Origin of the sequence: Devosia sp. LjRoot16, assembly GCF_964252795.1 — a bacterium.
GTDB lineage: Bacteria > Pseudomonadota > Alphaproteobacteria > Rhizobiales > Devosiaceae > Devosia_A.
In genome coordinates this window covers 1-22,551 of sequence record NZ_CAXUPH020000002.1, presented here as the reverse complement: position 1 = coordinate 22,551, position 22,551 = coordinate 1, and the positions used below count along the sequence as shown (strand labels likewise).

The following is a 22,551-nucleotide window of genomic DNA, read 5'->3' as shown; positions in this document are numbered from 1 at the left end:
TGCTCGACCGCTCTCAAACTAATAGAGCACCAGGTCCTTGAGTCCAAGTTGCCTGGCGAGCGACATCACATCATCCCGCGCCACACCGGGCTTAAGATGCGTGAGTGTCAGGCGTGTGGCATCGGCGCCGGGGATGCGCACGGCATCCTCGTCGACCGCGCCCAGCATGGCGAACTGCAGCGCCACGTCATCGGCCCTCGTGGCATCGGCGAACACGCCGAGCTCCAGCTTGATGGCGCGCTTGTCCTCGTCGACCGTCGCCACCCAGGAGTCGAGCGAGCCCGAGCGGGTCGCCATGGCGTTGGCAGCCGCGTGGGCGCCGGTAATGGCCTCGTCGGCCGCACCGCTGTCGACATAGCCAAACATATCGATGATGCCGCCGATGAGATTCGGACGCTCTTCGTTCATGGCGAGGCGGGTAGCCCCCTGCTCCATGCGCGTTGGCTTGTCGACGCTGGCGAGCAGCATGCGGGTGTCGTCGCCATTGAGCGGCGCCGGGCCGATATACTGCACCTGGATATTGCCGACACCGTTGCCGGCATAGCCGAGGATCTCGGCGGTCCGGTAGCTGAGGTCCATCACCCGGCCATGGAGGTACGGGCCGCGATCGTTGACGCGGCAGACGATCGAGCGGCCATTGTCGACATTGGTGACGCGGACATAGCTCGGCAGCGGCAGCACGGGGCTGGCGCAGGAAATGGCGTTGGCTGAGAAGATCTCGCCATTGGCGGTGCGCCGGCCATGGAAGTCGTTGCCGTACCAGGAGGCGCCGCCCGAGGCGACGTAGCCGATCGGGTTCTCGATCGGCTCATAGACTTCGCCGCGCACTGTGTAGGGCTTGCCGACCATGTAGCGGCCGCCGCCCTTGGGCGGGTTCTTGGCATTGGTGACGCGCGGGCTGACGGCGACGCCGAACTCCTTGGAGCTGAAAGCGGAGCGCTTGATGTGCGGCACCCCTCCCCCATCGCTGCTGCAGGCAGCCACAACCGGCGCCAGGAGCACAGCAAGAGCAAGCAGCCGGGCGGCCGCGCGAAGGTCGCGAGAAAACACTGCCAAAACCAGATCAACCCATCGAGAGATTTCCGCACCATACCGAAAGCCGTGCGGGGATGATCGCATCGAACCGCAACGTGGTTGCGGCCGGGTTAATTTGCTTCAAATGCCAGCTATTTAGCCGCCCATTCCGTGAGTTCCGCGGTAACGGTGGCATGCTGCTCGACCAGCGCCATGTGCCCTGCCCTGGGGACCACGACGAGCCTGGCGTCGGCAATCCCGGTGGCCATCTCGCGGGCGGCCTCGGGAACGGTGATTGCGTCCTTGTCGCCGACCAACACCAGCGTCGGCACCGCGATGGCGCCGAGTTCGGGGCGAGAGTCCGGCCGGCCCATAATGGCGGTCTGCTGCCGGATATAGGTTGCGCCGCCATTCGCCGTGGCCATGCGCACATGCAGCGCCTTGAGCGCCGCATCGCCGAGGTGGTCGGGGTGCACCGCATTGGGGAACGACTGCGCGATGGCGAGGTTGAACTTCCCCTGCTCCGTCAATGCGATGGCCGTTCGTCGCTTCTCGACCGCCTCGGGGGTATCTGGTCGCGCTGAAGTGTCGAGCAGCGCCAGCTTCAGCACCCGCCCCCTCGCCTGCCTGAGCATCTCGAACGCCAGGTAGCCGCCCATCGAGAAGCCGATGAGGGCGAACTCAGGCGGCGCGTCGCTAAGAATCGATGCCGCAATCTGCTGCATCGAACTGCCCTCGGTGTGGTTGGCGATGGTCACCGGCCCGAACTGCCACAGTGCCGGCACCTGATGGGCATAGATCTCGGCGGTGCAGTTGAGACCGGGAACGAGGAGGATCGGCATTGTCATGAAAGCGAAAGTCCTGATCGAGCGTTGCAGTTCCCGGAGGAACGTTTTCGTTCTCCCCGTGGGGAACGTTTTCGTTCTCCCCGTGGGGAACGTTTTCGTTCTCCCCGTGGGGAACGTTTTCGTTCTCCCCGTGGGGAACGTTTTCGTTCTCCCCGTGGGGAACGTTTTCGTTCTCCCGGCCGAGAACGGGAACGGGCTTGCTTGCCGGGCGGTCGGCATTCATATAAAGATATCTTTATATCCCGCCATGCGAGTGTGCCGGCGGTGAACGCAGTTTGGCGTGACAGACGTTGGAAAGTCGAGCGATGACTGAAGCTCAACACATTGAGATCGATAGAAATTCCTTGCCCAAGGGCGAGGAGGTGCGGGGAGCCCTTACCCAGGCGGCCTCCGAACGCATCCTGATCCTCGATGGCGCCATGGGCACCATGATTCAGCAGCTGAAGCTCGATGAAGCCGCCTATCGCGGCGAGCGCTTCAAGGATTGGCACAAGGACGTGCGGGGCAATAACGACCTGCTCAACCTGACCCAGCCCGACGCGATCCGCGCCATCCACCTGCAATATTACCTCGCCGGCGCCGACATGGTGGAGACCAACACCTTCTCCTCCACCGACATCGTCATGGCCGATTACGGCATGCAGGCGCTCGCCTATGAACTCAACCTCGAGGGCGCCCGGCTGGCGCGCGAGGCGGCGCAGCAGGCCTTCGACATCGATGGGAAGCGGCGTTTCGTTGCCGGCGCTCTTGGCCCCCTGAACAAGACGGCGTCGATGTCGACGGACGTGAACTCGCCGGGGCACCGGGCGATCACCTTCGATGAGATCGTCAAAGGCTATGCCGAGCAGATCAACGGGCTGATCGACGGCGGCGCCGACCTGTTGCTGTTCGAGACCATCACCGACACGCTCAACACCAAGGCCGGCATCTTTGCGGCGCGGCGCATCTTCGAAGAGCGCGGCAACGAGCTGCCGGTGATGATCTCCGGCACCATCACCGACCTCAGCGGCCGTACGCTGAGCGGCCAGACGCCGACGGCGTTCTGGTACTCGGTGCGGCACGCCAAGCCCTTCACCATCGGGCTCAACTGCGCGCTCGGCGCCAATGCCATGCGCGCCCATATCAACGAGCTCTCCGATGTCGCCGACACGCTGATCTGCGCCTATCCCAATGCGGGCCTGCCCAACGAGTTCGGCGGTTATGACGAGACGCCGGAATTCATGGCGCGCCAGCTTGAGGGCTTTGCGCGGGATGGCTTCCTCAACATCGTCGGCGGCTGCTGCGGTTCGACCCCGGACCACATCCGGGCGATCAAGGAAGCAGTTGGAAAGTACAAGCCGCGCAAGATCCCCGAGGTGCCGACCCTCCTGCGGCTGAGCGGCCTCGAGCCGTTTACGCTCACCGGCGACATCCCGTTCGTGAACATCGGCGAGCGCACCAATGTCACTGGCTCGGCCAAGTTCCGCAAGCTCATCACCGCCGGCGACTACACCGCCGCGCTCGAAGTGGCGCGCGACCAGGTGCAGAACGGCGCCCAGGTTATCGACATCAACGTCGACGAGGGGCTGCTCGACAGCCAGAAGGTGATGGTCGAGTTCCTCAACCTGCTCGCCGCCGAACCCGATATCGCCCGCGTACCGCTGATGATCGATTCTTCGAAGTTCGAGGTGATCGAGGCGGGCCTCAAATGCGTGCAGGGCAAGGCGCTGGTCAACTCGATCTCCATGAAGGAAGGGGTCGAGAAATTCCTCGAAACCGCCCGGCTGGTGCGCTCCTATGGCGCCGCCGTGGTGGTGATGGCCTTCGACGAGCAGGGCCAGGCCGACACCTATGAGCGCAAGGTCGAGATCTGCTCGAAGGCCTATAAGCTCCTGACCGAGGAAGTCGGTTTCCCGCCCGAGGATATCGTCTTCGACCCCAACATCTTCGCTGTCGCCACCGGCATCGAGGAGCATGTCGGCTATGGCATCGCCTTCATCGAAGCCACGAGGACCATCCGGCAAACCCTTACGCACGCACATATTTCCGGTGGCGTGAGCAACCTCAGCTTCTCCTTCCGCGGCAACGAGCCGGTGCGTGAGGCGATGCACTCGGTGTTCCTCTACCACGCCATCCAGGCGGGCATGGACATGGGCATCGTCAACGCCGGCCAGCTGGCGGTCTACGACACGCTGGAGCCGAAGCTGCGCGAGGCCTGCGAGGACGTGATTTTCAACCGCCGGGCGGATTCGACCGAGCGGCTCCTGGAGATTGCCGAGCAGTTCAAGGGCCAGGCCGGCGGCGAGCAGAAGGCCAAGGACCTGACCTGGCGGACCAAGCCCGTGGCAGAGCGCATCTCGCATGCGCTGGTCAACGGCATCACCGAGTTCATCGACGCCGACACCGAGGAAGCGCGGCTCAGCGCCGAGCGGCCGCTGCACGTCATCGAGGGCCCGCTGATGGCCGGGATGAGCGTGGTCGGTGACCTGTTCGGCTCCGGCAAGATGTTCCTGCCGCAGGTGGTAAAATCCGCCCGGGTGATGAAGCAGGCGGTGGCGCACCTTCTCCCGTTCATGGAGGCGGAGAAGAACGCCGATGGCAACGCCACCGGCCGCCGCAGCGCCGGCAAGGTGCTGATGGCGACGGTGAAGGGCGATGTGCACGACATCGGCAAGAACATCGTCGGCGTGGTCCTCTCCTGCAACAACTACGAGATCATCGACCTCGGCGTCATGGTGCCGACGGCGAAGATCCTCGAGGTGGCGAAGGCGGAGAATGTCGACGTCATCGGGCTCAGCGGCCTCATCACCCCGTCGCTCGACGAGATGGTGCATGTTGCCTCCGAGATGGAGCGCGAAGGCTTCCACGTGCCGCTGCTGATCGGCGGCGCCACCACCTCGCGCGTCCACACCGCGGTGAAGATCCACCCGCAGTATCATGGCGGACCGACTGTGCACGTACACGACGCCAGCCGCGCCGTGGGCGTGGTGTCGTCGCTGCTGTCGCAGGAACAGCGCCCGGCCTATGTTCAGGACGTGAAGGCCGAGTACGAGCGGCTGGCCGAAAAGCACCGGCAGAGCGAGGCGGAAAAGCAGCGGACATCGCTGGCAACCGCCCGCGCCAACCGCTTCCAGCCGAAATGGGATGGCTACGTGCCGCCCAAGCCGAGCTTCCTCGGCACGCGAGTGTTCGAGAACTACGACCTGGCTGAGATCGCCAGGTACATTGACTGGACGCCGTTCTTCCAGGCCTGGGAACTGAAGGGCCGCTTCCCGGCAATCCTCGAGGACAAGGACCAGGGCCCGGCGGCGCGTCAGCTCTGGGACGACGCGCAGAAGATGCTGAAGGAAGTGATCCAGAAGAACTGGTTCCGCCCCAAGGCGGTGATCGGCTTCTGGCACGCCAACCAGGTCGGCGACGACATTCGGCTCTATACCGATGCAGATCGCAAGGATCAGTTGGCGACGTTCTTCACCCTGCGCCAGCAGCTTTCGAAGACCGGCGGCAAGCCGCACATGGCCCTGGCCGACTTCGTCGCGCCCGAGGGCATCCCGGACTATCTGGGGGGCTTCGTGGTCACGGCGGGGCTCGAGGAGAACATCATTGCCGAGCGCTTCGAACGGCGGAACGACGACTACTCGTCGATCCTGATCAAGGCGCTGGCCGATCGCTTCGCCGAGGCCTTCGCCGAACTGATGCACGAGCGGGTACGCAAGGAATTCTGGGGCTACGGCGCCGCGGAAACCTTTGCACCCAACGAAATGATCGGCGAGCCTTACCAGGGCATCCGCCCTGCCCCGGGCTATCCGGCCCAGCCCGACCATACCGAGAAGACGACGCTATTCCACCTGCTCAACGCCAAGCAGCGCATCGGCGTCGAGCTGACCGAGAGCTACGCCATGTGGCCGGGCTCGTCGGTGTCTGGCATGTATCTGAGCCACCCCGAGAGCTTCTATTTCGGTGTCGCCAAGGTGGAACGTGACCAGGTGGAGGACTATGCCCGGCGCAAGGGCATGGCGATCCGCGAAGTCGAACGCTGGCTCGGGCCGATCCTCAACTACATCCCGAGCTCGGACAAGGAGGCGGTATGACCTCCCCTGCCCCGTTCGCCCGCCGCGCCACTTCCGTGCCGGTGACCGTGGTCACCGACAAGGCGGCCCTCGGCCGCTTCGGTGGGCGCGATACCGCAGTGGTGCATCTCGATCCACCACTGCACGCTCATGATCCGGGCGCCGAGTGCATCGCCTGCGAGAGCCGCGGCAATGTGCGGGTGCTGCTGTTCGAGCTGCAGGAAAAGGTGCGGCTCGGCATGGCCGAGCCGTTCGTCCGGGTGGTGGTGGACGCCACCGACGTTGAAGATCGCACGGCCGTCGCTGACGCCATTGTCCCCGGCAAGCTGCCGGCCTTCGGGCTCCGCGACTTCACCGTGGCCCGCAACTTTCATCTGGCGGAGGTGGTCTGATGGCCGCGCTTGATCTCTTCATCCGGCCCGCGGCCGACGACATCCACCCAATCAGCCGCGCCGCGCTGCTGGCTCTCGACGCAGCCGAGCGAACCCAACGGCTCGACGAACAGCAGGCAGCGATCCGCTCCCGGTTGGCGGCGGCGCCCGGGACGCGCGACTGGCACAATCAGGTCGGCATGATCGTCGCCGAACTCCGCCGTGCCGGTCATGCCCTCAGCCGCGACGGCGAGACGCATAGCTGGGTCGGTGAATCCGGCCAGCTTGGCGTGAGCTTCTGTCGGGCCGGCAACACTGTGCTCGCCTGGCAAGCCTAGCCGCGCCAAACCTCAGTATTACTTGCAGTGTAGCCTCGTCGCGCTAAGCTGTGGTTCACGCCTGTTGGTAGGGGCGTGGACGCTTGAGGGGGCGTGGCAAATGGCAGAGCATCCGGATCCGTTCTCGGTCAATGTCGGGAGCAAGCTGCTCTTCGGCGCCATCATGCTGATGGGGCTCGGCCTGATCGGCGCCATCCTGGGGCCGCTGCTGACCGCCTTCGGCCCGAACGCCAGCCCAGAAGCGATCGGCGGCGCCGTAGGACCCGGCATCATGCTGCTGATCGGCGGCGTGGTGCTCGGCATCATCGCCGGCATCTTCCTCGGCTACGCCAACGGCAAATACCCACCGTCGGCTCGCCGGGAGTAAGGTCCAGGATTGGGCTGCAGCTTGGGCTCGACCCTTCACCCACCCACCCTCTGTCATCGTGGGTGAGGTGATCGTAGTTGGTCAGCTCGGCCGCTGCGCACCATGTGAAGCGCTCTAGTGCGCGTGCTCGGTCACGCACTCGCCGTGGTCGGCCAGCACTTCGATGATCCGGCAATCGCAGATTCGCCCATGGCCGCACTCCTCGACCATCCGGGTCAGCTCACCGCGCAGCGCCGAGAGGCTGGCGATGCGGCGGTCGATCTCGGTCAGGTGGTTGCGGGCGATGCTGTCGGCCTGGTGGCATGAGGCCTGCGGCGACGCGGCCATGTCCAGCAGTTCTCGGATATCTTCGACCTCGAAGCCGAGCTCGCGCGAGTGGCGGATGAAGTTGAGCCGCTCCACCTCGGGCTTACCGTAACGGCGCTGATTGCCCTCGGTCCGCGGCGGCGACTGCAGCAGGCCGATCTGCTCGTAAAAGCGGATGGTCGGAACCTTGACGCCGGTCCGCCGTGACAATTCGCCGATCGGCAAATTCATTGCATTCACCCCTTGATCCTCTAGTGGCTAGAGGTCCTAGATGTATGCGGACATGATGAAGAATCCAAGGAGTGCCGCATGTCCGAGGCCGCCGAGAAGCTGAAATTCCGCATTGGCGGCATGGACTGCGCCGCCTGTGTGACCAAGATCGAGAACGCCGTCAGCCGGCTTCCCGGCGTCGGCGAGGTCGGCGTGTCGCTCCCCAATGGCACGATGACCGTGACGCGCTCGGGTGAGGTCGCCAAGGGCGCCATCGAGCGGCAGGTCAAGGCGCTTGGCTACCAGATCGCCCCCGCCCGATCCGCCCATACCGGGTCTGCCGCTCCCGTGGTGGGGAACCATGGCCATGCCGGGCACGACCATGATCACGACCACTCCGATCACAGCCATGACCACGGCGATGATCACGATCACCCCGTGCATGGCGAGATCATTGGCGGCCCGTGGTGGAAGACGCGAAAGGCCCTGCTGACCTTCATCTCCGGTGGCGCCCTGCTGGCGGCCTATATTGCCGGGCAGTTGTTCCCTCAAATCGGCCATTGGGCGTTCTTCGTCGCCATGGCGGTGGGCCTGATCCCGGTGGCGCGGCGCGCCGTCGTCGCCGGCATGACCGGCACGCCGTTCTCGATCGAGACGCTGATGACCATTGCCGCCATCGGCGCGGCGTTCATCGGCGCCACCGAGGAAGCGGCTACCGTGGTGCTGCTGTTCCTCGTCGGCGAGCTGCTCGAGGGCGTTGCCGCCGGCCGGGCCCGCGCCAGCATTCGCGGCCTCGCCGACCTGGTGCCCAAGCTGGCATTGGTCGAACAGGACGGCGCCACCACCGAGGTCCCCGCGGCGCAACTGACCGTCGGCACCATCATCCTCGTGCGTCCCGGCGACCGCATCGCCGCCGACGGCGTCATCGTCGACGGCAGTTCCGCCATCAACGAGGCCCCGGTGACCGGTGAGAGTGTTCCCAGGACCAAGGGCCCCGGCGACGACGTGTTCGCCGGCACCATTAACGCCGATGCCGTGCTGCGCGTGCGGGTGACTGCGGCCGCCGCCGACAACACCATTGCCCGCGTCGTGCGACTGGTCGAGGAAGCGCAGGAAAGCAAGGCGCCAACCGAGCGGTTCATCGACAAGTTCTCAAAGTACTACACGCCGGCCGTGCTGGTGGTGGGCGCGCTGGTCGCCATCCTGCCGCCGCTGCTGGCCGGCCAGCCCTGGGACGAGTGGATCTACAAGGGCCTCGCCATCCTGTTGATCGGCTGCCCCTGCGCGCTGGTGATCTCCACCCCGGCGGCGATCGCCGCGGGCCTCTCGGCCGGCGCCCGCCGCGGGCTGCTGCTGAAGGGTGGCGCCGTGCTGGAGCAGTTGCGCAGGATCGATACCGTGGCGCTCGACAAGACCGGCACGCTCACCGAGGGCAAGCCGCAGGTCACCGACATCGTCGGCATCGGGCGCTCGGAAGCTCAGGTGTTGTCGCTGGCGGCGGCGCTGGAGAGCGGCTCAAGCCACCCGCTGGCAGTGGCGGTGTTGGCCCGCGCCAAGGCCGACAAGGCCTTCGTACCGCCTGCGGCTGGCGCCAAGGCAGTGCCCGGCAAGGGTGTCACCGGCAAGGTCGGCGGCGAAACCCTGTTCCTCGCCTCCCCCAAGGCGGCCGAAGAGCAGGTGCCGTTCGATGCGGCGCTGCGTGAGCAGATCGGCGCGCTCAATGATGCCGGCAAGACCGTCTCGGTGCTGCTAGTCGGCGATCAGGTCGCCGGCCTCCTTGCCATCCGCGACGAGCCGCGCGTCGACGCGGCGGATGGGCTGCGCCGGTTGCAGTCCGAGGGCGTCAGGACTGTCATGCTCACCGGCGACAACGAGCGAACCGCCAAGGCCATCGGCGCCGACCTCGGCATCGAGGTGCGCGCCGGCCTCCTCCCCGAGGATAAGCAGCGCATCGTCCGCGAGCTGCAGCAGCAGGGCCGCGTCGTCGCCAAGGTCGGCGACGGCATCAACGACGCCCCTGCCCTAGCCGCCGCCGATATCGGCATCGCCATGGGCGGCGGCACCGACGTGGCGCTCGAAACCGCCGACGCCGCCATCCTCCACGGCCGCGTCGCCGACATCGCCAACATGATCGGCCTGTCGAAAGCCACGATGGGCAACATCGCCCAGAACATCACCGTGGCGCTGGGCCTGAAGGCGGTGTTCCTCGTCACCACGATTATCGGCGTCACGGGCCTGTGGCCGGCGATCCTCGCGGATACTGGCGCGACGGTGCTGGTGACGATCAACGCCATGCGGCTGTTGGGCTGGAAGGGAAAATAGCGGTTCAGCTTCCAATGCTCCAAACAACAACGGCTCCCCGAGGGGAGCCGTTTGTTTTGGACTGCAGGATCTCTAGAGAACCTGGTGCGGTCGAGAAGACTCGAACTTCCACGCCTTGCGGCACAGCGACCTCAACGCTGCGCGTCTACCAATTCCGCCACGACCGCACGCCGAGGTAGGAGCGACGCCGAAGCGGCGAAGCGAGGCAGCGTGTAGCAACGCTCGTTGGCGGGTGCAAGCGATTAATTGCCGTTATGCAAACGCTCGCCGCCAAACTCGAAATCAGGCTGGGCGGCGGACTTTTTCGGTGAGCTCGACGCTGAGGCGGCCGTCTTCGACCTTCACTTCGCCGCGCGCGATCAGCGTGTTGTTGGCATAGACGCGCAATGGGTCGTTCTCACCGGTATCGAGCTCGATCACCGCGCCGCGGCCCATGCGCAAGAGGTGATGCACGGGCATGATCGCCGCGCCCAGCTCGACGGTGATATCGACTTCAATATTGTCTAGAGTGTTCATACATAAACCGCGACCGACCATCCCGGCTGAATCGCGCGGGCCCCTTGTGAGAGAGCATTGGACACCCATGCTTACCGAAGCGTTAACGACTGACCCAACTTGCGACACCGGGACCAAGCTGTTCCGCGCCGATGGGGTGCCGGTCGAGTGGCGAATCTCGGAAGGCTACATCCCCTACCCCGAAGCGCTGGAGGCGATGAAGGCGCGGGCGGCAGCCGTTGCGGACGGTACCGCCAGCGAACAGGTATGGCTGCTTGAGCATCCGCCGCTCTATACGGCGGGCACCTCGGCGGCGCCCGAGGACCTGCTGTCGCCCAACCGCTTCCCGGTCTATGACGCCGGGCGCGGCGGGCAGTACACCTATCACGGCCCTGGCCAGCGGGTGGTCTACTTCATGCTCGATCTGCGCCAGCGCGGCCGCGACGTACGCTGCCTGGTACAGGGGCTCGAGGGGCTGATCATCGATACGCTCGCCGCCTTCAACATCCGCGGCGAGCGGCGCGATGGCCGGATCGGCGTCTGGGTCGCGCGGCCGGACAAGGGCTTTGGTCGCGAGGACAAGGTAGCGGCGATCGGCGTGCGGGTCAGCCGCTGGGTGACCTTCCACGGCATTGCAATCAATGTGTCGCCGACCCTTTCACACTTCGATGGCATCGTGCCGTGCGGCATTTCCGACCAGGGCGTGACCAGCTTTGAGGATCTCGGACAGCTGGTTGCGATGCCCGAAGTCGATGCCGCGCTGCGCACCGCCTTCGAGCGGCGCTTTGGCGCCACGGCAGATGTGCGCCCGGAAGGCCTTGTCAGTGCCGCGTGACGCACGCATTTTCTGGGTGACCGATTCCATGGGGGTGAGGCCATGACGCTGGACGATCTCAAGAAAATCTTCCTCAGCCCGACGCTGTTCAGGCTCGAGACCATCCTCTCGCCGCGACTGGTGCCGGTGCTTTACGTCACCGGGCTGGCGGCACTGCTGCTCTGGTCGGTGGGGCACCTGTTCGTCAGCTTCGGCCGCAATTTCGGCGACGGCCTGTGGGGTATCCTCGAGATCGCGGTGTATGGCGCGTTGTTCCTGATCGTGTTGCGCATCGTGTGCGAAGTGCTGCTGGTGTTCTTCAAGGCGAACGAGACAGTCACCCGCACCGTGAGCCTCAGCCGCGTGCCGACCTCGCTGATCGACGAGGTACGCGACGCCATCCACGACATCGCCGAGGACGAACCTTACGAAGACGAGACGAGCGAGGGCGCGGATGTAGAGCCAACCACGCCTGCGGTGCGACGGACCGCGAGGCGCACGCCGCCACCGACCGAGAAGCCCGATATCTGAAACAACAAGGCCGCCCCGAGGGGCGGCCTTTTCGTTGGGGCGGGTGGCTCGCCCACTTCGATGATCTCCAGGGATCAGGCAGTGACGAGCGAGCGCCGCGACTTCATGACTTCGTCGACGCTCCAGGCGCCGGGGCCGGCGAAGACCAGGTAGAGGAATACGAAGCAGAACAGCACGGCCCCATCGCCGCCATTGGCGACCGGGATGATGTTGCCCTGCCCCATCATCGGCACGTGCACGAACCAGAACGCATAGGCCATCTGGCCGGCGAGGATGAAAGCCACCGGGCGGGTGAAGACGCCAAGCAGGATGGCGAGGCCGCCGAACACTTCGAGCACAGCCGCGAGGCCCATCAGCGAGAACAGCTCGAACCCGCCGCCGCCACCTGAGGCCGGAAAGCCGAACATCTTCTGCGTGCCGTGGGCCATGAAGCAGAGCGCAGCGACGATGCGGAGAACGGCCAGCGCCTGCGGCTGGTACCGGTTGAGGGCTTCGAGATTCATGGGTCTTTTTCCTGCTGGACGCCTCGGAGGTGGGCGCATCGGAAACAAGAGCACGAGGCTCAGGATTCGGGTCAACTGAAGGTTTGGTAATCTGACGGGCTCGTGATCGGCCGTGATCAGGGCTGCCCTGCTTCCATCGCAGAGTGCCGATCATTGCTTTTTTCCCGAGTTTGGCGCATAGGCACGCGCCAATGACACAAGCTCCGAAAATCGGTCTGGTCAGCCTCGGCTGCCCCAAGGCTCTCGTCGACTCCGAACGCATCATGACGACGCTGCGTTCGCAGGGCTATTCGTTCTCGCGCGACTACGCCGGCGCGGACGTCGTGCTGGTCAATACCTGCGGCTTCCTCGATAGCGCCAAGAAGGAAAGCCTCGAGGCGATCGGCGAGGCCGTCGGCGCCAATGGCCGCGTCATCGTCACCGGCTGCCTCGGCGTCGAAGAAGAGATGATCCGCGCCACGCATCCGAGTGTGCTCGCCGTCACCGGCCCGCACCAGTACGAGGATGTGGTCAACGCGGTGAACCTGCATGTGCCGCCGGTGCCGAACAAGTTCGTCGACCTGGTGCCGGAAGCCGGCCTGAAGCTGACGCCGCGCCACTACGCCTACATGAAGATTTCCGAGGGCTGCAACAACCGCTGCACCTTCTGCATCATCCCGCAGATTCGCGGCGATCTGGTTTCTCGTCCGATTGCTTCGGTGCTGTACGAGGCGGAGCGGCTGGTGGCCACCGGCGTCAAGGAGATCATGGTGATCTCCCAGGACACCTCGGCCTACGGCCTCGACGTCAAGTACCAGAGCTCGAAGTTCCGCGGCCGCGATATCGAGGCGCGCTTCCAGACCCTCGCCGAGGAACTGGGCAAGATGGACGTGTGGACCCGCCTCCACTATGTCTACCCCTACCCGCATGTCGACAGCGTCATCCCGCTGATGGCCGAGGGCAAGATCCTCCCCTATCTCGATATCCCGTTCCAGCACGCTGCGCCGTCGGTGCTGAAGTCGATGCGCCGCCCGGCCAACCAGGTGAAGACGCTCGACCGGATCAAGGCCTGGCGCGCCGTCGCTCCCGACCTTGCCATCCGCTCCAACTTCATCGTCGGCTTCCCCGGCGAGACGGAGGAGGATTTCGAGTTCCTGCTCGATTGGCTGGAAGAGGCCGAGATCGACCGCATCGGCTGCTTCGAGTACGAGCCGGTGACCGGCGCGCCCGCCAACGACATCGAGGGCATCGTCCCCGATGAGCTGAAGCGCGAGCGCTATGAGCGCCTGATGGAAGTGGCCCAGGACATCTCGGCACATGTGTTGAGTAAGAAGGTCGGCCGCACCATCGACGTGCTGGTCGACGACGTCGAGCCCGATACCGGCCGCGCCATCGGCCGCAGCCAGTGGGACGCGCCCGAGATCGACGGCACCGTGATCATCCACGAAGCCGACGGCATCAAGGTCGGCGACAAGGTGTCGGTGCTGGTGACCGAGTCGGACGAATACGACCTGTTCGCCGTGCCCTCTGCAGTGGCCGCCAAGGACGACCTGAAGCCGACCGCCGTCGCCGGCTGATGCCTGGGCACCGCGAGTATGAGCTGGCGCCTGGCGGCGCCGCCCTGCGGCTTGGCCGCACCGCCCGGCTGATGGGCATCCTCAACGTCACCCCCGACAGCTTTTCCGACGGCGGCCGCTTCGATGCGGCGCCGGCGGCATTGGCGCAGGCGCGGCTGATGCTGGCCGAGGGGGCCGATATCATCGACATCGGCGGCGAGAGCACGCGACCGGGAGCCGAGGAGGTGTCGGTGGCAGACGAGCTGACGCGGGTCCTGCCGGCGATCGCGGCCCTGCGGGCCGACGGGATCACGGGGCCGATCTCGATCGATACCTATAAGGCCGAGGTAGCCGAGCAGGCGATTGCTGCCGGAGCGACTATCATCAACGACGTCCATGGGCTGCAGCGCGAGCCTGAGGTGGCGGCGGTGGCGGCCCAGCACGACGCCCCGCTGGTGGTGATGCACTGGGACAAGGCGCGCGACACCGGCCGCGACGTGATGGCCGAGATGGCCAGGTACTTCGACGTCACCCTCGATATCGCCGACAAGGCCGGCGTGACGCGTGACCGCATCGTACTCGACCCCGGCTTCGGCTTCGCCAAATCGCTGAGCGAGAACTACGAGATCCTGCGGCGGCTGCCGGAGCTGGTGGCTATGGGCTTTCCGGTGCTGGTCGGCACCTCGCGAAAATCGATGATCGGTAAGTTGCTCGATATGCCGGCCAACGAGCGGCTGGCGGGCACCATCGCGACCTCGGTGCTTGGCTATACCGCCGGCGCCCACATCTTCCGGGTCCACGACATCCGGCCCAACCGCGATGCCTTGCGCGTCGCCGAGGCGGCCCTATATGGACCCGCAGATTAGGAATTCAGACGTGACCAAAGACTTCAGCGGCGACCGCATCATCCTCAGCGACCTGGGGTTCTTCGGCTATCACGGCGTGATGCCGGAGGAAGCGGTGCTGGGGCAGCGCTTTTTCGTCGACCTGGTGTGCGGCGTCGACCTCGGCCAAGCCGGCCGCAGCGACGAGCTCGAACAATCGATCTCCTATGCCGAGATCTACGAGGTGGCGAAGGCAGCGTTCGAGGCGCAGCGGTTCAAGCTGATCGAGGCGGTGGGCCAGCACATCGTCGACCGGCTGTTCGAGGCGTTTCCAGGGATCCGGTGGATAGAGGTGCGGGTGAGAAAGCCCTCAGCGCCGATCGCCATGGTGGCTGGCGAGGCCGCCATCGAGCTGCATCGCCACCGGGATGATCGCTGATGGCACGCGCGTGGCTCGGCCTCGGTGCCAATATCGGCGATCCCTCAGCGCAAGTGCGCGAGGCAGTGGACCGGCTGAACGCCTGGCCGGGCATCGCCGTCGTGGCGCAATCCTCGATGCTGATCACCAAACCCTGGGGCAAGACCGACCAGCCGGATTTCTCCAACATGGTGGTGGAGGCCGAGACCAGCCTTGCGCCGCTCGAGCTTCTCGACGCCTGTCTCGGCATCGAGCGCGAGATGGGGCGGGTCCGCGACATCCGCTGGGGCCCGCGGCGCATCGACATCGACGTGGTGGCCTACGAGCGGTTGGAACTCGACACCGAGCGCCTGCATGTGCCGCACCGCTATGCGCATGAGCGCGACTTCGTGCTGGCGCCGCTGCGCGAGATCGCGCCCGAGGTGGCGGAGTGGATCGTGGGACGGCAGTCAGCGCCTAAGGCCCCACCCCACCCTTGATCCCTCCCCATCTAGGGAGGGAGACGATGGAACCGCGGCCTCGGCATGCGCCTCCCTCCCCCTTGTGGGGAGGGATTGAGGGTGGGGGTGGCCGCAAGCACTGCGGCCGGCAGTTATCCCCTCACCATCTCCAGCACCCGCACTGCTGCGTCGAACTCCATCCGACGCTTGGCGCGGCGTTCGGTGGCTTCCTCGACCTCGCCCCAGAGCCGGATGTTGTAGTCCTCGTCGACATGGGCGGCGGTCCAGACCTCTTCCGAGGTCAGTAACCCTTCCCGCAGCGCGATGCTGAGCAGGCCCGAGCCGGTAATGCCGGTCAGCGAGTTGAGCGCCACCGCCTCGATCAGCTCGGCATCGGCCAGCGAGGCGCGCAGGCGCTCCAGCGTCGGCGCCGGCTGCGGCTGGTGCAGGATGCCGATCGTGGGCTGGAAGCCGATCTCGAAATGGCGGGCGAGCTTCACCAGCACCGCGTCCCACACCCGCTCCTGCTCGGCGACGAGCTCACGCGGCGTGTCGGCGCGGTACAGCAGCAGGTCGTTGCCCGAATATTTGATGATCTCCTCGCGCAGCGCTTCGAGCCGTTCGTCGCCAGCCTCGACCGCCGAGTTGATCAGACGAACCATCGGCATGGTCTTGGGGTCGATGAACTCCTGCTGCGCCGCCCATTCCTCGGCCATGGCGGCGGCCACCGGCTGATACGGCACCACCACCGGCTTCTGCGCCGGAGTGCGTGGCGTCTTGCCGTCCAGCGTCACCGCAAAGCCGCCAGCGACGGTGCCCACTCCGACGTCCTTGTAGAAGCGCTTGGGCAGCTCGACCTTGTTGAGGTGCTGCGCCCGGCCGTAACCGTCGTCGCGATGCTTGTCGGCGTCTTCGAGGAACTCGCGCATCAGGCCTCCAATAGCTTGTCGACCGCGTCGACCAGTTGATCCATGCGATGGATGACCAGGTCGGCGCCTGCTGCCTCGAGATCGGCCACCGAGTGATAGCCCCAGGCTACGCCGAGAGCTTTGACGTTGGCGTTGCGGGCCATCTTCATGTCGTGTGAGGTGTCGCCGATCATTACGGTGGCTTCGCGGCCGATGCCGGCCGCCTCCATCGCCGTCTCGATCATCTGCGGGTCGGGCTTGCCGCGGTTGTGGGCTGGGGTCTGGATCGAGTTGAAGCGACCGATGATCTCGTGGCGCTCAAGCAGCGTAATGGCGCCGGCATGGCCCTTGCCGGTGGCCACGGCGAGGATCGTCTCCGGGTCGGCCTGCAGTCGATCGAGCGCATCGAGAGCGCCGTCGAACATCGGCTCGCGGGCGAGCCCGGCTTTCTGCAGGTATGTCGCGCGGTAGGCGTTGAGGATCACGTCGATCCGGTCGCTGTCGGCATCAGGTGCGAGTATCCCCATGGCATCGCGCGCGGTGATGCCGGAGATGGAGCGGATCGCGTCGTCGCTGGGGATCGCCTGCCCCACCGAGGCAAAGGATTCGCGGACCGTCTCGATGATGAGCGCCTCGGAATTGATCAACGTGCCATCGAGATCGAAGACGACCAGCCGCATCGGGAGAACTCCTGCCCAGAGCGAGATCAGGAAAGGTTGCAGACCTTTCCGGTTCGATCTCGCGACAAAACAAAGACTTGGAGCGGGAGTGCGATTCAACGAAACGCAATCCCGCTCCAAGCCCGCTCAGAACCACACTTTGCCGGGCGTGTCACGCCCCGCGAAAGGCATAGCTCGATCGCGGAAAACTGCCCCGGCTGCTGCTATTCCAGCACGCGCTCGATGGCGGCATCGAGCTCGGAGTAGTCGTGGATCAGGGTCCCTGCCCCGGCTTTGATCAGCTCGGCGGCATCGTGATAGCCCCAGCTGACGCCGATCGAGCGCACCTTGGCGGCGCGGGCCAGCTCCATGTCGAACACCGTGTCGCCGATCATCACCGTCTGCTCGGGGGCGGCGCCGGTCTCTTCCATGGCGCTGAGCAGCATGCCGGGATGCGGCTTGGACGGGTTGTGGTCGGGCGTCTGCAGAGTGGTGAAGTGCCCGGTGATCCGGTGGTTGTCGAGGATCCGAGCGACACCGGTGAGGCCCTTGCCAGTGGCAATGCCCAGCACAGTGCCCTTCTGCTCGCGCAGCCGGTCCAGCGCCTCGCGGGCGCCCGGGTAGAGCGGCTCGCGATCGAACTCGTGCTCGAGCGACGCCTTGTAGAAGCTCTTGTACTGCCCGACGATGCCTTCGATCACATCGATATCGCTGGTGCCGGCCAGTTGGCCGACTGCGACGGGCAGTGACAATCCGATGATCTGCCGAACCTCTGCCGGCGTCGGCGCCGGCAGGTCGAGCGAGCGGAACGCGGACCCCATATGCTCGGAAATGAGCGCCTGGGTATCGATCAGTGTTCCATCCATATCGAAGACGATGAGCCGCACGGGAGTTCCCCCTGAATTCGGCCCGTTCAGAACCATAAAACGCAGGGCGTGTCACGCCCTGCGCCACTGGATGGAAGTCTACATCGCGGCGAAGCAGTAGAGAAGACCCGCGCCGCCCGTGCCGACCAGGTTCTCCTGGCTGCAGCCGCGCGACGGATGCGAGGAGTTCCAGGATTTGGCAGCGTCGGACTCATCGAGACCGGTGCGATCGGAATGGCCGACAATGGCGCTGCCCTCGCCGTTCAGCGTCCAGTCGCCACAGGTCTGGCCGGCGGCCAGGGTGCCATCCGGATTGGAGCCGGTGAGGATGTCGTGCTGGTTCGGATCGTCACCGCGCCCGTTGATCGGGTTCCCGGTCTCGGACAGCGCTGTCGCCTTGGTCAGCTTGTTGTCGGCGCTGTGCAGGTTGGCGACATCGGTGGCGATCACGTCGCCCTTGAAGTTCTGCCACGGCCCGGCGCCGATCCGGTCCTTGGCGTTGACGCCTTCGGCGCTGAGATAGGCCTTCCAGGTCTTGGCGGTCGAGCCGGCGGCTTCCGCCAGCTTGGCACAGTGGGCGTCTGCCCCGTCGAGCCCGCCGAGATTGGCGCCGTCCCCGGCACCGACACTGGTGACGAAGAAGGTCATGGTGGTCGCGTCCTGCGCAATGGCCGGTGCAGCAATGGCGAGGGTTGCCGCGGTGGCAGCGGCGAGAACGATCGTTTTCATTGGCATCTCCCTGTGCGCCCGGAATGGGCCGCAACAGGGTGAACACGCGAGCTCCGCGTTTCGTCCGGCGCTCGCGGCGATTTGATCAGTCCTGTTCCGGATCCTGATCCTGCACGTCGTAGCGATCGGCATCGAAGCCGAGCACGTCGAAGGTCGCCTGCATATGCGGCGGCAGCGGCGCCGAAACATCGAGCAGTTGCCCGTTGCGCAGCGGCAACCGGATGCGGCGGGCATGCAGGTGCAGCCCCTTCGAAATCTCGTCCGGCGGCGTCCAGTTCTCGATGTTGAAGTAGCGCGGATCGCCCATGATCGGGTTGTGCAGCTGCGCCATGTGGACGCGCAGCTGGTGCGTGCGCCCGGTCACCGGTTTCAGCGTCACCCAGGCGAAGCGTCGGGCAGCCGTGTCGGTGGTCGAGTAGTAGCTCATCGAATGCTGTGCGCCAGGCGTGCCCTGCGGCACCACCACCATCTGCTCTCCATCGGTGGTCGCCTGCTTGGCGAGGAAGCACGAGATCGAGCCCTGCTTGGGGTGCGGGTTGCCCCACACCACGGCCCAATAGATCTTCCGCGCCTGGCGTGACGAGAACACTTCGCCGAAATGCGCCGCCGCCGCCTTGGTCTTGGCGACGACGAGGCAACCGGAGGTATCGCGGTCGAGCCGGTGTACCAGCCGCGGCGCCTCGCCCTTCTTGTTGGGGAGGCTCTTCAGCAGCCCATCCATGTGCCGCTTGGTGCCCGAACCGCCCTGCGAGGCAAGGCCGTGCGGCTTGTTGAACACGTAGAGTTCGTCGTCCTCATAGAGGATGATGTCCCTGAGGAAGTCGGCGTCGCGCGAATTGATCTCGCCCTCGGCCCGCTCCGGTGCGGCTTCGATCGGCGGCACGCGCACCACCTGCCCCGCTGCGAGGCGCGCATTGGCCTTTACACGGCCGCTGTCGACGCGGATCTGGCCGGAGCGCAGCAGCTTCTGCAGGTGCCCGAAGGTGACCTGCGGGAAGTGCGTCGCAAACCAGCGGTCGAGCCGCATGCCGTCTTCGTCGCGGGCGACGACCTGTTGCCGGACGCCACTCATGCGACCACCCGCATGGCCAGCATGCCCATCCAGAGCCCGGCCAGCGACAGCAGCACCGAGCCGACGATGTAGAAAGCGGCGAGCAGGATATCGCCGCGCTCGATCAGCGTAATGGCGTCGAGCGAAAAGCTCGAGAACGTGGTGAAGCCGCCGAAAATGCCGACGGCGACGAACAGCCGGATCTCGTTCTGGTACTGCGGCGTGGTCTTGGCGAGGACGCCGACCAGCACGCCCATGGCGATCGAACCGACTATGTTGACGAGGAACGTTGCCACCGGGAAGCCGTTGGGCAGGCTGCCGATCCAGTTCTGCGCGCCAAAGCGCGCCAAAGCGCCGAGCGCGCCGCCGATTCCGACGAGAAGATAAGCTTGCATGGGCTGACTTCTACGGGCACCGCCCGCGGAAGACCAGCCCTATGCACGCGGGGTCGCTGTCAGGTCGCCGGCACGCCTGCCTCGTCGTCCTCTTCGTCGATATCGAGCGCCGGCGCCACCGCCGACGAGACGAGGCCGTTAAGCGAGCCGCCCTTGAGGCCGAGCTCGGCCAGCAGCGCATCGATCAGCGGGGCCTGGCTGCGGTAGCGCAACGCCGCATCGACCGCCTGGTCGGCGATCCCGCCGCCGGCATGACCGTTCAGCCCGTGGCTATGGCTACCGCCACCGGAGAGCCCGTCGACATGCAGGATCTTGATGCCCTCGATGTTCTCCATCGGCTTCACCGATTCCGCGATGATCGACGGCAGCGCCTCGATCAGCGCCATGCGGATGTTCATGGCGATCTGCTCGGGCGACAGGCGGTTGGCGGCCTCGTTGAGCTTCTGCTTGCCCTCGGCCTCGACGGCGTAGGTGACCTCGGTGGCGGCGGCCTTCAGCTTGGCGGCTTCCGCCTCGCCCTGGGCCAGCGTGCGGGCGGCTTCGGCGCGGTTCTTGGCGGCCTGCTTTTCGGCATCGGACGAGATGACGATGTTGATCGAGGCCTTCTGGGCTTCCTGCTCGGCCTCGATCAGCTGGATGCGCTTGGTGCGCTCGGCGATCTCGGTCAGGCGCGCGGTCTCGACTTCTTCGGCCGCCTTGGCGGCGAGCGCGCGGGCGACGTCGGCCTTGGCTTCGGCCTTCGACTGCTCCTCGGACTTGGCGGCGATCGCCGTGGCGCTGATCTGCTCGCTGAGCGCGATGGCCTGGTCGGCCTTGATCGCCGCTTCCTTCACCTGCTGGCGCGACAGCGTACGGGCCGCCTCGGCCTCGGTCGCGCGCTGCGCGCGGAGACTCTCGATCTCGGCGTTTTGCTGGTCGATACGGATGGCGATTTCGCGCTCATTGTTGAGGCGGGCATACTCGCTGTCACGGGTAATCGTGAATTGCTCCTGCTGCGCCTCGAGGTTCTTCCGCGCGATCGCCACCTGGGTGTTCTGTTCGATGTCGTTACGGGTCTTGCGCCGATCCTCGATCGACTGGGTCATCTTGGTGAGACCCTCGGCGTCGAACACGTTGTCGGGATTGAAGAACTCCCGGTTGGTCTGATCGAGGCCGGTGAGCGACACGGATTCGAGCTCGAGGCCGTTCTTGAGGATATCCTCGGACACCGCAGCCTGCACCTTCTGCACGAAGCTGACCCGCTGCTCGTGCAGCTCCTCCATCGCCATTTCGGCAGCGACAGCGCGCAGCGCATCGACGAACTTGCCTTCGACCAGTTCCTTCAGCGCCTGCGGCTCCATGGTGCGGCGGCCCAGGGTCTGGGCGGCGTCGGCGATGGCCTCGGCGGTCGGCTGCACGCGCACGTAGAACTCGGCCTGCACGTCGACGCGCATGCGGTCCTTGGTGATCAGCGCCTGTTCGGCGGTGCGCACCACTTCGAGGCGGAGGGTATTCATGTTGACCGGGATGGTCTCATGCAGCACCGGCAGCACCAGCGCGCCACCGTTCATGATCACCCTCTGCCCACCGAACCCGGTGCGGACAAAGGATACTTCCTTGCTGGCGCGACGATAGAGCCGCGCGATGATCATGCCGATCACGAAGATCGCGACGATGATGATGGCGGCCAAGATCAGGATCGAAATGAGCTGGTCGTACATTGCGGAGCTATTCCTGTGGCGGGGTGAGGCGCGTAATGGCGCGGTAGATGTTCTTGTCGCGACCGACGAGAAAGACCCTATCGCCGGCGCTGTAGGTCATGCCGGGTTCACCCGGCTCGAGCAGGATGTAATGGGTACGACCGCGGAGGTCGGTGGTCTTGGCTTCCGCAGGTTGGCCCTGCTTGGCCTCGCCGCGAATGATCGTGGCGTAGCTGCCGACCAGCTCGGAGCGGCTGGCCGCTTCCGACTGATCCCGGGGAAAAATGTCGCCGAGCCAGCGCCCGAGATAGCGCGTCGCGTAGCCGGCGCCGATCAACGCCGGGACCGCGGCGATCCACGGGTTGAGAGCACTGCCTGTGGCGCTATTGGCGGCCCATTGGACGATGTAGCCGCTCAACCCGAAGCCGGTAAGGAAGATCACCAGCAGCGCCAGGAACGGCAGCCGTCCGACCGAGAACCAGCTGAGCACGTGCGAGAGCGGGCCGACCTCCGCGCCGCTGAGCTCCGGCGCCTCGAGATCGGGAACATCAACGCCGGGAAGCGCCGCCTCGATCGAGGCGGAGGGCGAAAAGCCGATGAGCAGAGATAGCAACTCGATTACGCCGATCGCCAGCATGACGATCAATGCAACGGTGAACGGTGCGAATTCCGGCGCGAACAGTTCTATCTTGCCCCTCCCCTGGTCCCTTCAAGTCATATGGGACTGTTGTGACAGTTTTCCATAGGGCGCAAGGACTTCAGGGTACGGATTTTCGATATGGCTAATCTTGGTTGCTCAGGGGGCGCCAAGCAACGGTGGGAGAGCCGGCGATTGCAACTAGGCGCAGATGTCTCGGCTATCGCCTCCCTCCCCCTTGA

24 protein-coding genes and 1 tRNA gene are annotated in these 22,551 nt (G+C 65.5%); 11 read left to right on the top strand and 14 right to left on the bottom strand.

Translation table 11 applies throughout. The features are described 5' to 3' along the window. Positions 1–18 precede the first annotated feature (18 nt). Together ACSQ23_RS10495 and ACSQ23_RS10490 are read right to left on the bottom strand one after the other, a co-directional pair. Entirely contained in the window at positions 19–954 is a 936-nt protein-coding gene (locus ACSQ23_RS10495; protein WP_055881374.1) for a septal ring lytic transglycosylase RlpA family protein, read from the bottom strand. Between the two features lie 212 nt (positions 955–1,166). Continuing rightward, a complete protein-coding gene (locus ACSQ23_RS10490) occupies positions 1,167–1,862 on the bottom strand; it encodes an alpha/beta fold hydrolase (protein WP_436090590.1) in 696 nt (231 codons plus the stop codon). A 305-nt stretch (positions 1,863–2,167) separates the two neighbouring features. Between ACSQ23_RS10490 and metH the strand changes: the two genes are divergently transcribed. From metH to ACSQ23_RS10470, 4 genes are all read left to right on the top strand, one after another. Further along, a complete protein-coding gene (metH, locus tag ACSQ23_RS10485) occupies positions 2,168–5,932 on the top strand; it encodes a methionine synthase (RefSeq protein WP_436090589.1) in 3,765 nt (1,254 codons plus the stop codon). Beyond that, positions 5,929–6,303, top strand: coding sequence for a hypothetical protein (locus ACSQ23_RS10480; protein WP_055881381.1), 375 nt, complete (start codon positions 5,929–5,931; stop codon positions 6,301–6,303). The genes metH and ACSQ23_RS10480 overlap by 4 nt, the downstream gene beginning before the upstream one ends. Beyond that, positions 6,303–6,620 (top strand): hypothetical protein, encoded by a 318-nt coding sequence (locus tag ACSQ23_RS10475; protein WP_055881383.1) that lies wholly within the window; start codon positions 6,303–6,305, stop codon positions 6,618–6,620. Before ACSQ23_RS10480 ends, ACSQ23_RS10475 begins: the two co-directional genes overlap by 1 nt. 100 nt (positions 6,621–6,720) lie before the next feature. Beyond that, positions 6,721–6,987, top strand: a complete 267-nt coding sequence (locus ACSQ23_RS10470; RefSeq protein WP_055881386.1) for a hypothetical protein — start codon at positions 6,721–6,723, stop codon at positions 6,985–6,987. Positions 6,988–7,101: 114 nt separating this feature from the next. Here the strand turns inward: ACSQ23_RS10470 and ACSQ23_RS10465 are convergent, their stop codons facing one another. Further along, a complete protein-coding gene (locus ACSQ23_RS10465) occupies positions 7,102–7,524 on the bottom strand; it encodes a MerR family transcriptional regulator (RefSeq protein ID WP_436090588.1) in 423 nt (140 codons plus the stop codon). Between the two features lie 78 nt (positions 7,525–7,602). Between ACSQ23_RS10465 and ACSQ23_RS10460 the strand changes: the two genes are divergently transcribed. Further along, positions 7,603–9,825, top strand: coding sequence for a heavy metal translocating P-type ATPase (locus tag ACSQ23_RS10460; RefSeq protein WP_436090587.1), 2,223 nt, complete (start codon positions 7,603–7,605; stop codon positions 9,823–9,825). Positions 9,826–9,907: 82 nt separating this feature from the next. On the opposite strand, the gene ACSQ23_RS10455 is transcribed toward ACSQ23_RS10460, so the two are convergent. After that, positions 9,908–9,992: transfer RNA gene (locus tag ACSQ23_RS10455), tRNA-Leu, on the bottom strand. 115 nt (positions 9,993–10,107) lie between these two features. After that, the gene (locus tag ACSQ23_RS10450) at positions 10,108–10,341 is read right to left on the bottom strand and encodes a FliM/FliN family flagellar motor switch protein (protein WP_055049144.1); all 234 of its coding nucleotides are present in this window, start codon (positions 10,339–10,341) and stop codon (positions 10,108–10,110) included. A gap of 67 nt (positions 10,342–10,408) precedes the next feature. Between ACSQ23_RS10450 and lipB the strand changes: the two genes are divergently transcribed. After that, a complete protein-coding gene (gene lipB / locus ACSQ23_RS10445) occupies positions 10,409–11,155 on the top strand; it encodes a lipoyl(octanoyl) transferase LipB (RefSeq protein WP_436090586.1) in 747 nt (248 codons plus the stop codon). Between the two features lie 42 nt (positions 11,156–11,197). Beyond that, positions 11,198–11,665, top strand: coding sequence for a DUF4282 domain-containing protein (locus ACSQ23_RS10440; RefSeq protein ID WP_055881397.1), 468 nt, complete (start codon positions 11,198–11,200; stop codon positions 11,663–11,665). Positions 11,666–11,739: 74 nt separating this feature from the next. On the opposite strand, the gene ACSQ23_RS10435 is transcribed toward ACSQ23_RS10440, so the two are convergent. Continuing rightward, positions 11,740–12,168, bottom strand: coding sequence for a DoxX family protein (locus ACSQ23_RS10435; RefSeq protein ID WP_055881400.1), 429 nt, complete (start codon positions 12,166–12,168; stop codon positions 11,740–11,742). A gap of 191 nt (positions 12,169–12,359) precedes the next feature. On the opposite strand from ACSQ23_RS10435, the gene rimO reads away from it, so the two are divergent. From rimO to folK, 4 genes are read left to right on the top strand one after another with little or no spacing between them, the layout of a single operon-like run. Further along, the gene (rimO, locus tag ACSQ23_RS10430) at positions 12,360–13,724 is read left to right on the top strand and encodes a 30S ribosomal protein S12 methylthiotransferase RimO (protein ID WP_436090585.1); all 1,365 of its coding nucleotides are present in this window, start codon (positions 12,360–12,362) and stop codon (positions 13,722–13,724) included. After that, positions 13,724–14,569, top strand: coding sequence for a dihydropteroate synthase (gene folP / locus ACSQ23_RS10425; RefSeq protein ID WP_436090584.1), 846 nt, complete (start codon positions 13,724–13,726; stop codon positions 14,567–14,569). Before rimO ends, folP begins: the two co-directional genes overlap by 1 nt. Positions 14,570–14,579: 10 nt before the next feature. Then, a complete protein-coding gene (gene folB, locus ACSQ23_RS10420; protein WP_436090583.1) occupies positions 14,580–14,966 on the top strand; it encodes a dihydroneopterin aldolase in 387 nt (128 codons plus the stop codon). Continuing rightward, a complete protein-coding gene (gene folK / locus ACSQ23_RS10415; protein ID WP_436090582.1) occupies positions 14,966–15,424 on the top strand; it encodes a 2-amino-4-hydroxy-6-hydroxymethyldihydropteridine diphosphokinase in 459 nt (152 codons plus the stop codon). Before folB ends, folK begins: the two co-directional genes overlap by 1 nt. Before the next feature lie 113 nt (positions 15,425–15,537). On the opposite strand, the gene ACSQ23_RS10410 is transcribed toward folK, so the two are convergent. The 8 genes from ACSQ23_RS10410 to ACSQ23_RS10375 all read right to left on the bottom strand — a co-directional run bounded on the left by ACSQ23_RS10410 (position 15,538) and on the right by ACSQ23_RS10375 (position 22,354). Beyond that, entirely contained in the window at positions 15,538–16,314 is a 777-nt protein-coding gene (locus ACSQ23_RS10410; protein ID WP_436090581.1) for an ATP12 family chaperone protein, read from the bottom strand. Further along, positions 16,314–16,973, bottom strand: a complete 660-nt coding sequence (locus ACSQ23_RS10405) for an HAD family hydrolase (protein ID WP_436090580.1) — start codon at positions 16,971–16,973, stop codon at positions 16,314–16,316. The genes ACSQ23_RS10410 and ACSQ23_RS10405 overlap by 1 nt, the downstream gene beginning before the upstream one ends. Before the next feature lie 203 nt (positions 16,974–17,176). Next, positions 17,177–17,839, bottom strand: a complete 663-nt coding sequence (locus tag ACSQ23_RS10400) for an HAD-IA family hydrolase (RefSeq protein WP_055881417.1) — start codon at positions 17,837–17,839, stop codon at positions 17,177–17,179. A gap of 78 nt (positions 17,840–17,917) precedes the next feature. Then, the gene (locus ACSQ23_RS10395) at positions 17,918–18,547 is read right to left on the bottom strand and encodes a hypothetical protein (RefSeq protein WP_436090579.1); all 630 of its coding nucleotides are present in this window, start codon (positions 18,545–18,547) and stop codon (positions 17,918–17,920) included. A gap of 85 nt (positions 18,548–18,632) precedes the next feature. Beyond that, a complete protein-coding gene (locus ACSQ23_RS10390; protein WP_055881423.1) occupies positions 18,633–19,619 on the bottom strand; it encodes an RluA family pseudouridine synthase in 987 nt (328 codons plus the stop codon). Next, positions 19,616–19,993, bottom strand: a complete 378-nt coding sequence (gene crcB / locus ACSQ23_RS10385) for a fluoride efflux transporter CrcB (RefSeq protein ID WP_055881426.1) — start codon at positions 19,991–19,993, stop codon at positions 19,616–19,618. Before crcB ends, ACSQ23_RS10390 begins: the two co-directional genes overlap by 4 nt. A 59-nt stretch (positions 19,994–20,052) precedes the next feature. Beyond that, on the bottom strand, positions 20,053–21,693 hold the full coding sequence (locus tag ACSQ23_RS10380; protein WP_436090578.1) for a flotillin family protein: 1,641 nt from the start codon (positions 21,691–21,693) through the stop codon (positions 20,053–20,055). A 7-nt stretch (positions 21,694–21,700) separates the two neighbouring features. After that, positions 21,701–22,354 carry a YqiJ family protein gene (locus ACSQ23_RS10375; RefSeq protein WP_436091034.1) on the bottom strand — a complete coding sequence of 218 codons (654 nt, stop codon included), beginning with the start codon at positions 22,352–22,354 and terminating at the stop codon, positions 21,701–21,703. Between the last annotated feature and the right edge of the window lie 197 nt (positions 22,355–22,551).

What these genes read in the sequence shown, in the direction of transcription:
- ACSQ23_RS10490 (WP_436090590.1), bottom strand. Translation starts at nt 1,862, where the DNA reads ATGACAATGCCGATCCTCCTCGTTCCCGGTCTCAACTGCACCGCCGAG.
- ACSQ23_RS10475 (WP_055881383.1), top strand. Translation starts at nt 6,303, where the DNA reads ATGGCCGCGCTTGATCTCTTCATCCGGCCCGCGGCCGACGACATCCAC.
- lipB (WP_436090586.1), top strand. Translation starts at nt 10,409, where the DNA reads ATGCTTACCGAAGCGTTAACGACTGACCCAACTTGCGACACCGGGACC.
- ACSQ23_RS10405 (WP_436090580.1), bottom strand. Translation starts at nt 16,973, where the DNA reads ATGCGGCTGGTCGTCTTCGATCTCGATGGCACGTTGATCAATTCCGAG.
- ACSQ23_RS10435 (WP_055881400.1), bottom strand. Translation starts at nt 12,168, where the DNA reads ATGAATCTCGAAGCCCTCAACCGGTACCAGCCGCAGGCGCTGGCCGTT.
- ACSQ23_RS10380 (WP_436090578.1), bottom strand. Translation starts at nt 21,693, where the DNA reads ATGTACGACCAGCTCATTTCGATCCTGATCTTGGCCGCCATCATCATC.
- ACSQ23_RS10390 (WP_055881423.1), bottom strand. Translation starts at nt 19,619, where the DNA reads ATGAGTGGCGTCCGGCAACAGGTCGTCGCCCGCGACGAAGACGGCATG.
- ACSQ23_RS10480 (WP_055881381.1), top strand. Translation starts at nt 5,929, where the DNA reads ATGACCTCCCCTGCCCCGTTCGCCCGCCGCGCCACTTCCGTGCCGGTG.
- rimO (WP_436090585.1), top strand. Translation starts at nt 12,360, where the DNA reads ATGACACAAGCTCCGAAAATCGGTCTGGTCAGCCTCGGCTGCCCCAAG.
- folK (WP_436090582.1), top strand. Translation starts at nt 14,966, where the DNA reads ATGGCACGCGCGTGGCTCGGCCTCGGTGCCAATATCGGCGATCCCTCA.
- ACSQ23_RS10395 (WP_436090579.1), bottom strand. Translation starts at nt 18,547, where the DNA reads ATGAAAACGATCGTTCTCGCCGCTGCCACCGCGGCAACCCTCGCCATT.
- ACSQ23_RS10460 (WP_436090587.1), top strand. Translation starts at nt 7,603, where the DNA reads ATGTCCGAGGCCGCCGAGAAGCTGAAATTCCGCATTGGCGGCATGGAC.
- ACSQ23_RS10465 (WP_436090588.1), bottom strand. Translation starts at nt 7,524, where the DNA reads ATGAATTTGCCGATCGGCGAATTGTCACGGCGGACCGGCGTCAAGGTT.
- ACSQ23_RS10450 (WP_055049144.1), bottom strand. Translation starts at nt 10,341, where the DNA reads ATGAACACTCTAGACAATATTGAAGTCGATATCACCGTCGAGCTGGGC.
- ACSQ23_RS10470 (WP_055881386.1), top strand. Translation starts at nt 6,721, where the DNA reads ATGGCAGAGCATCCGGATCCGTTCTCGGTCAATGTCGGGAGCAAGCTG.
- metH (WP_436090589.1), top strand. Translation starts at nt 2,168, where the DNA reads ATGACTGAAGCTCAACACATTGAGATCGATAGAAATTCCTTGCCCAAG.
- ACSQ23_RS10410 (WP_436090581.1), bottom strand. Translation starts at nt 16,314, where the DNA reads ATGCGCGAGTTCCTCGAAGACGCCGACAAGCATCGCGACGACGGTTAC.
- folP (WP_436090584.1), top strand. Translation starts at nt 13,724, where the DNA reads ATGCCTGGGCACCGCGAGTATGAGCTGGCGCCTGGCGGCGCCGCCCTG.
- crcB (WP_055881426.1), bottom strand. Translation starts at nt 19,993, where the DNA reads ATGCAAGCTTATCTTCTCGTCGGAATCGGCGGCGCGCTCGGCGCTTTG.
- ACSQ23_RS10440 (WP_055881397.1), top strand. Translation starts at nt 11,198, where the DNA reads ATGACGCTGGACGATCTCAAGAAAATCTTCCTCAGCCCGACGCTGTTC.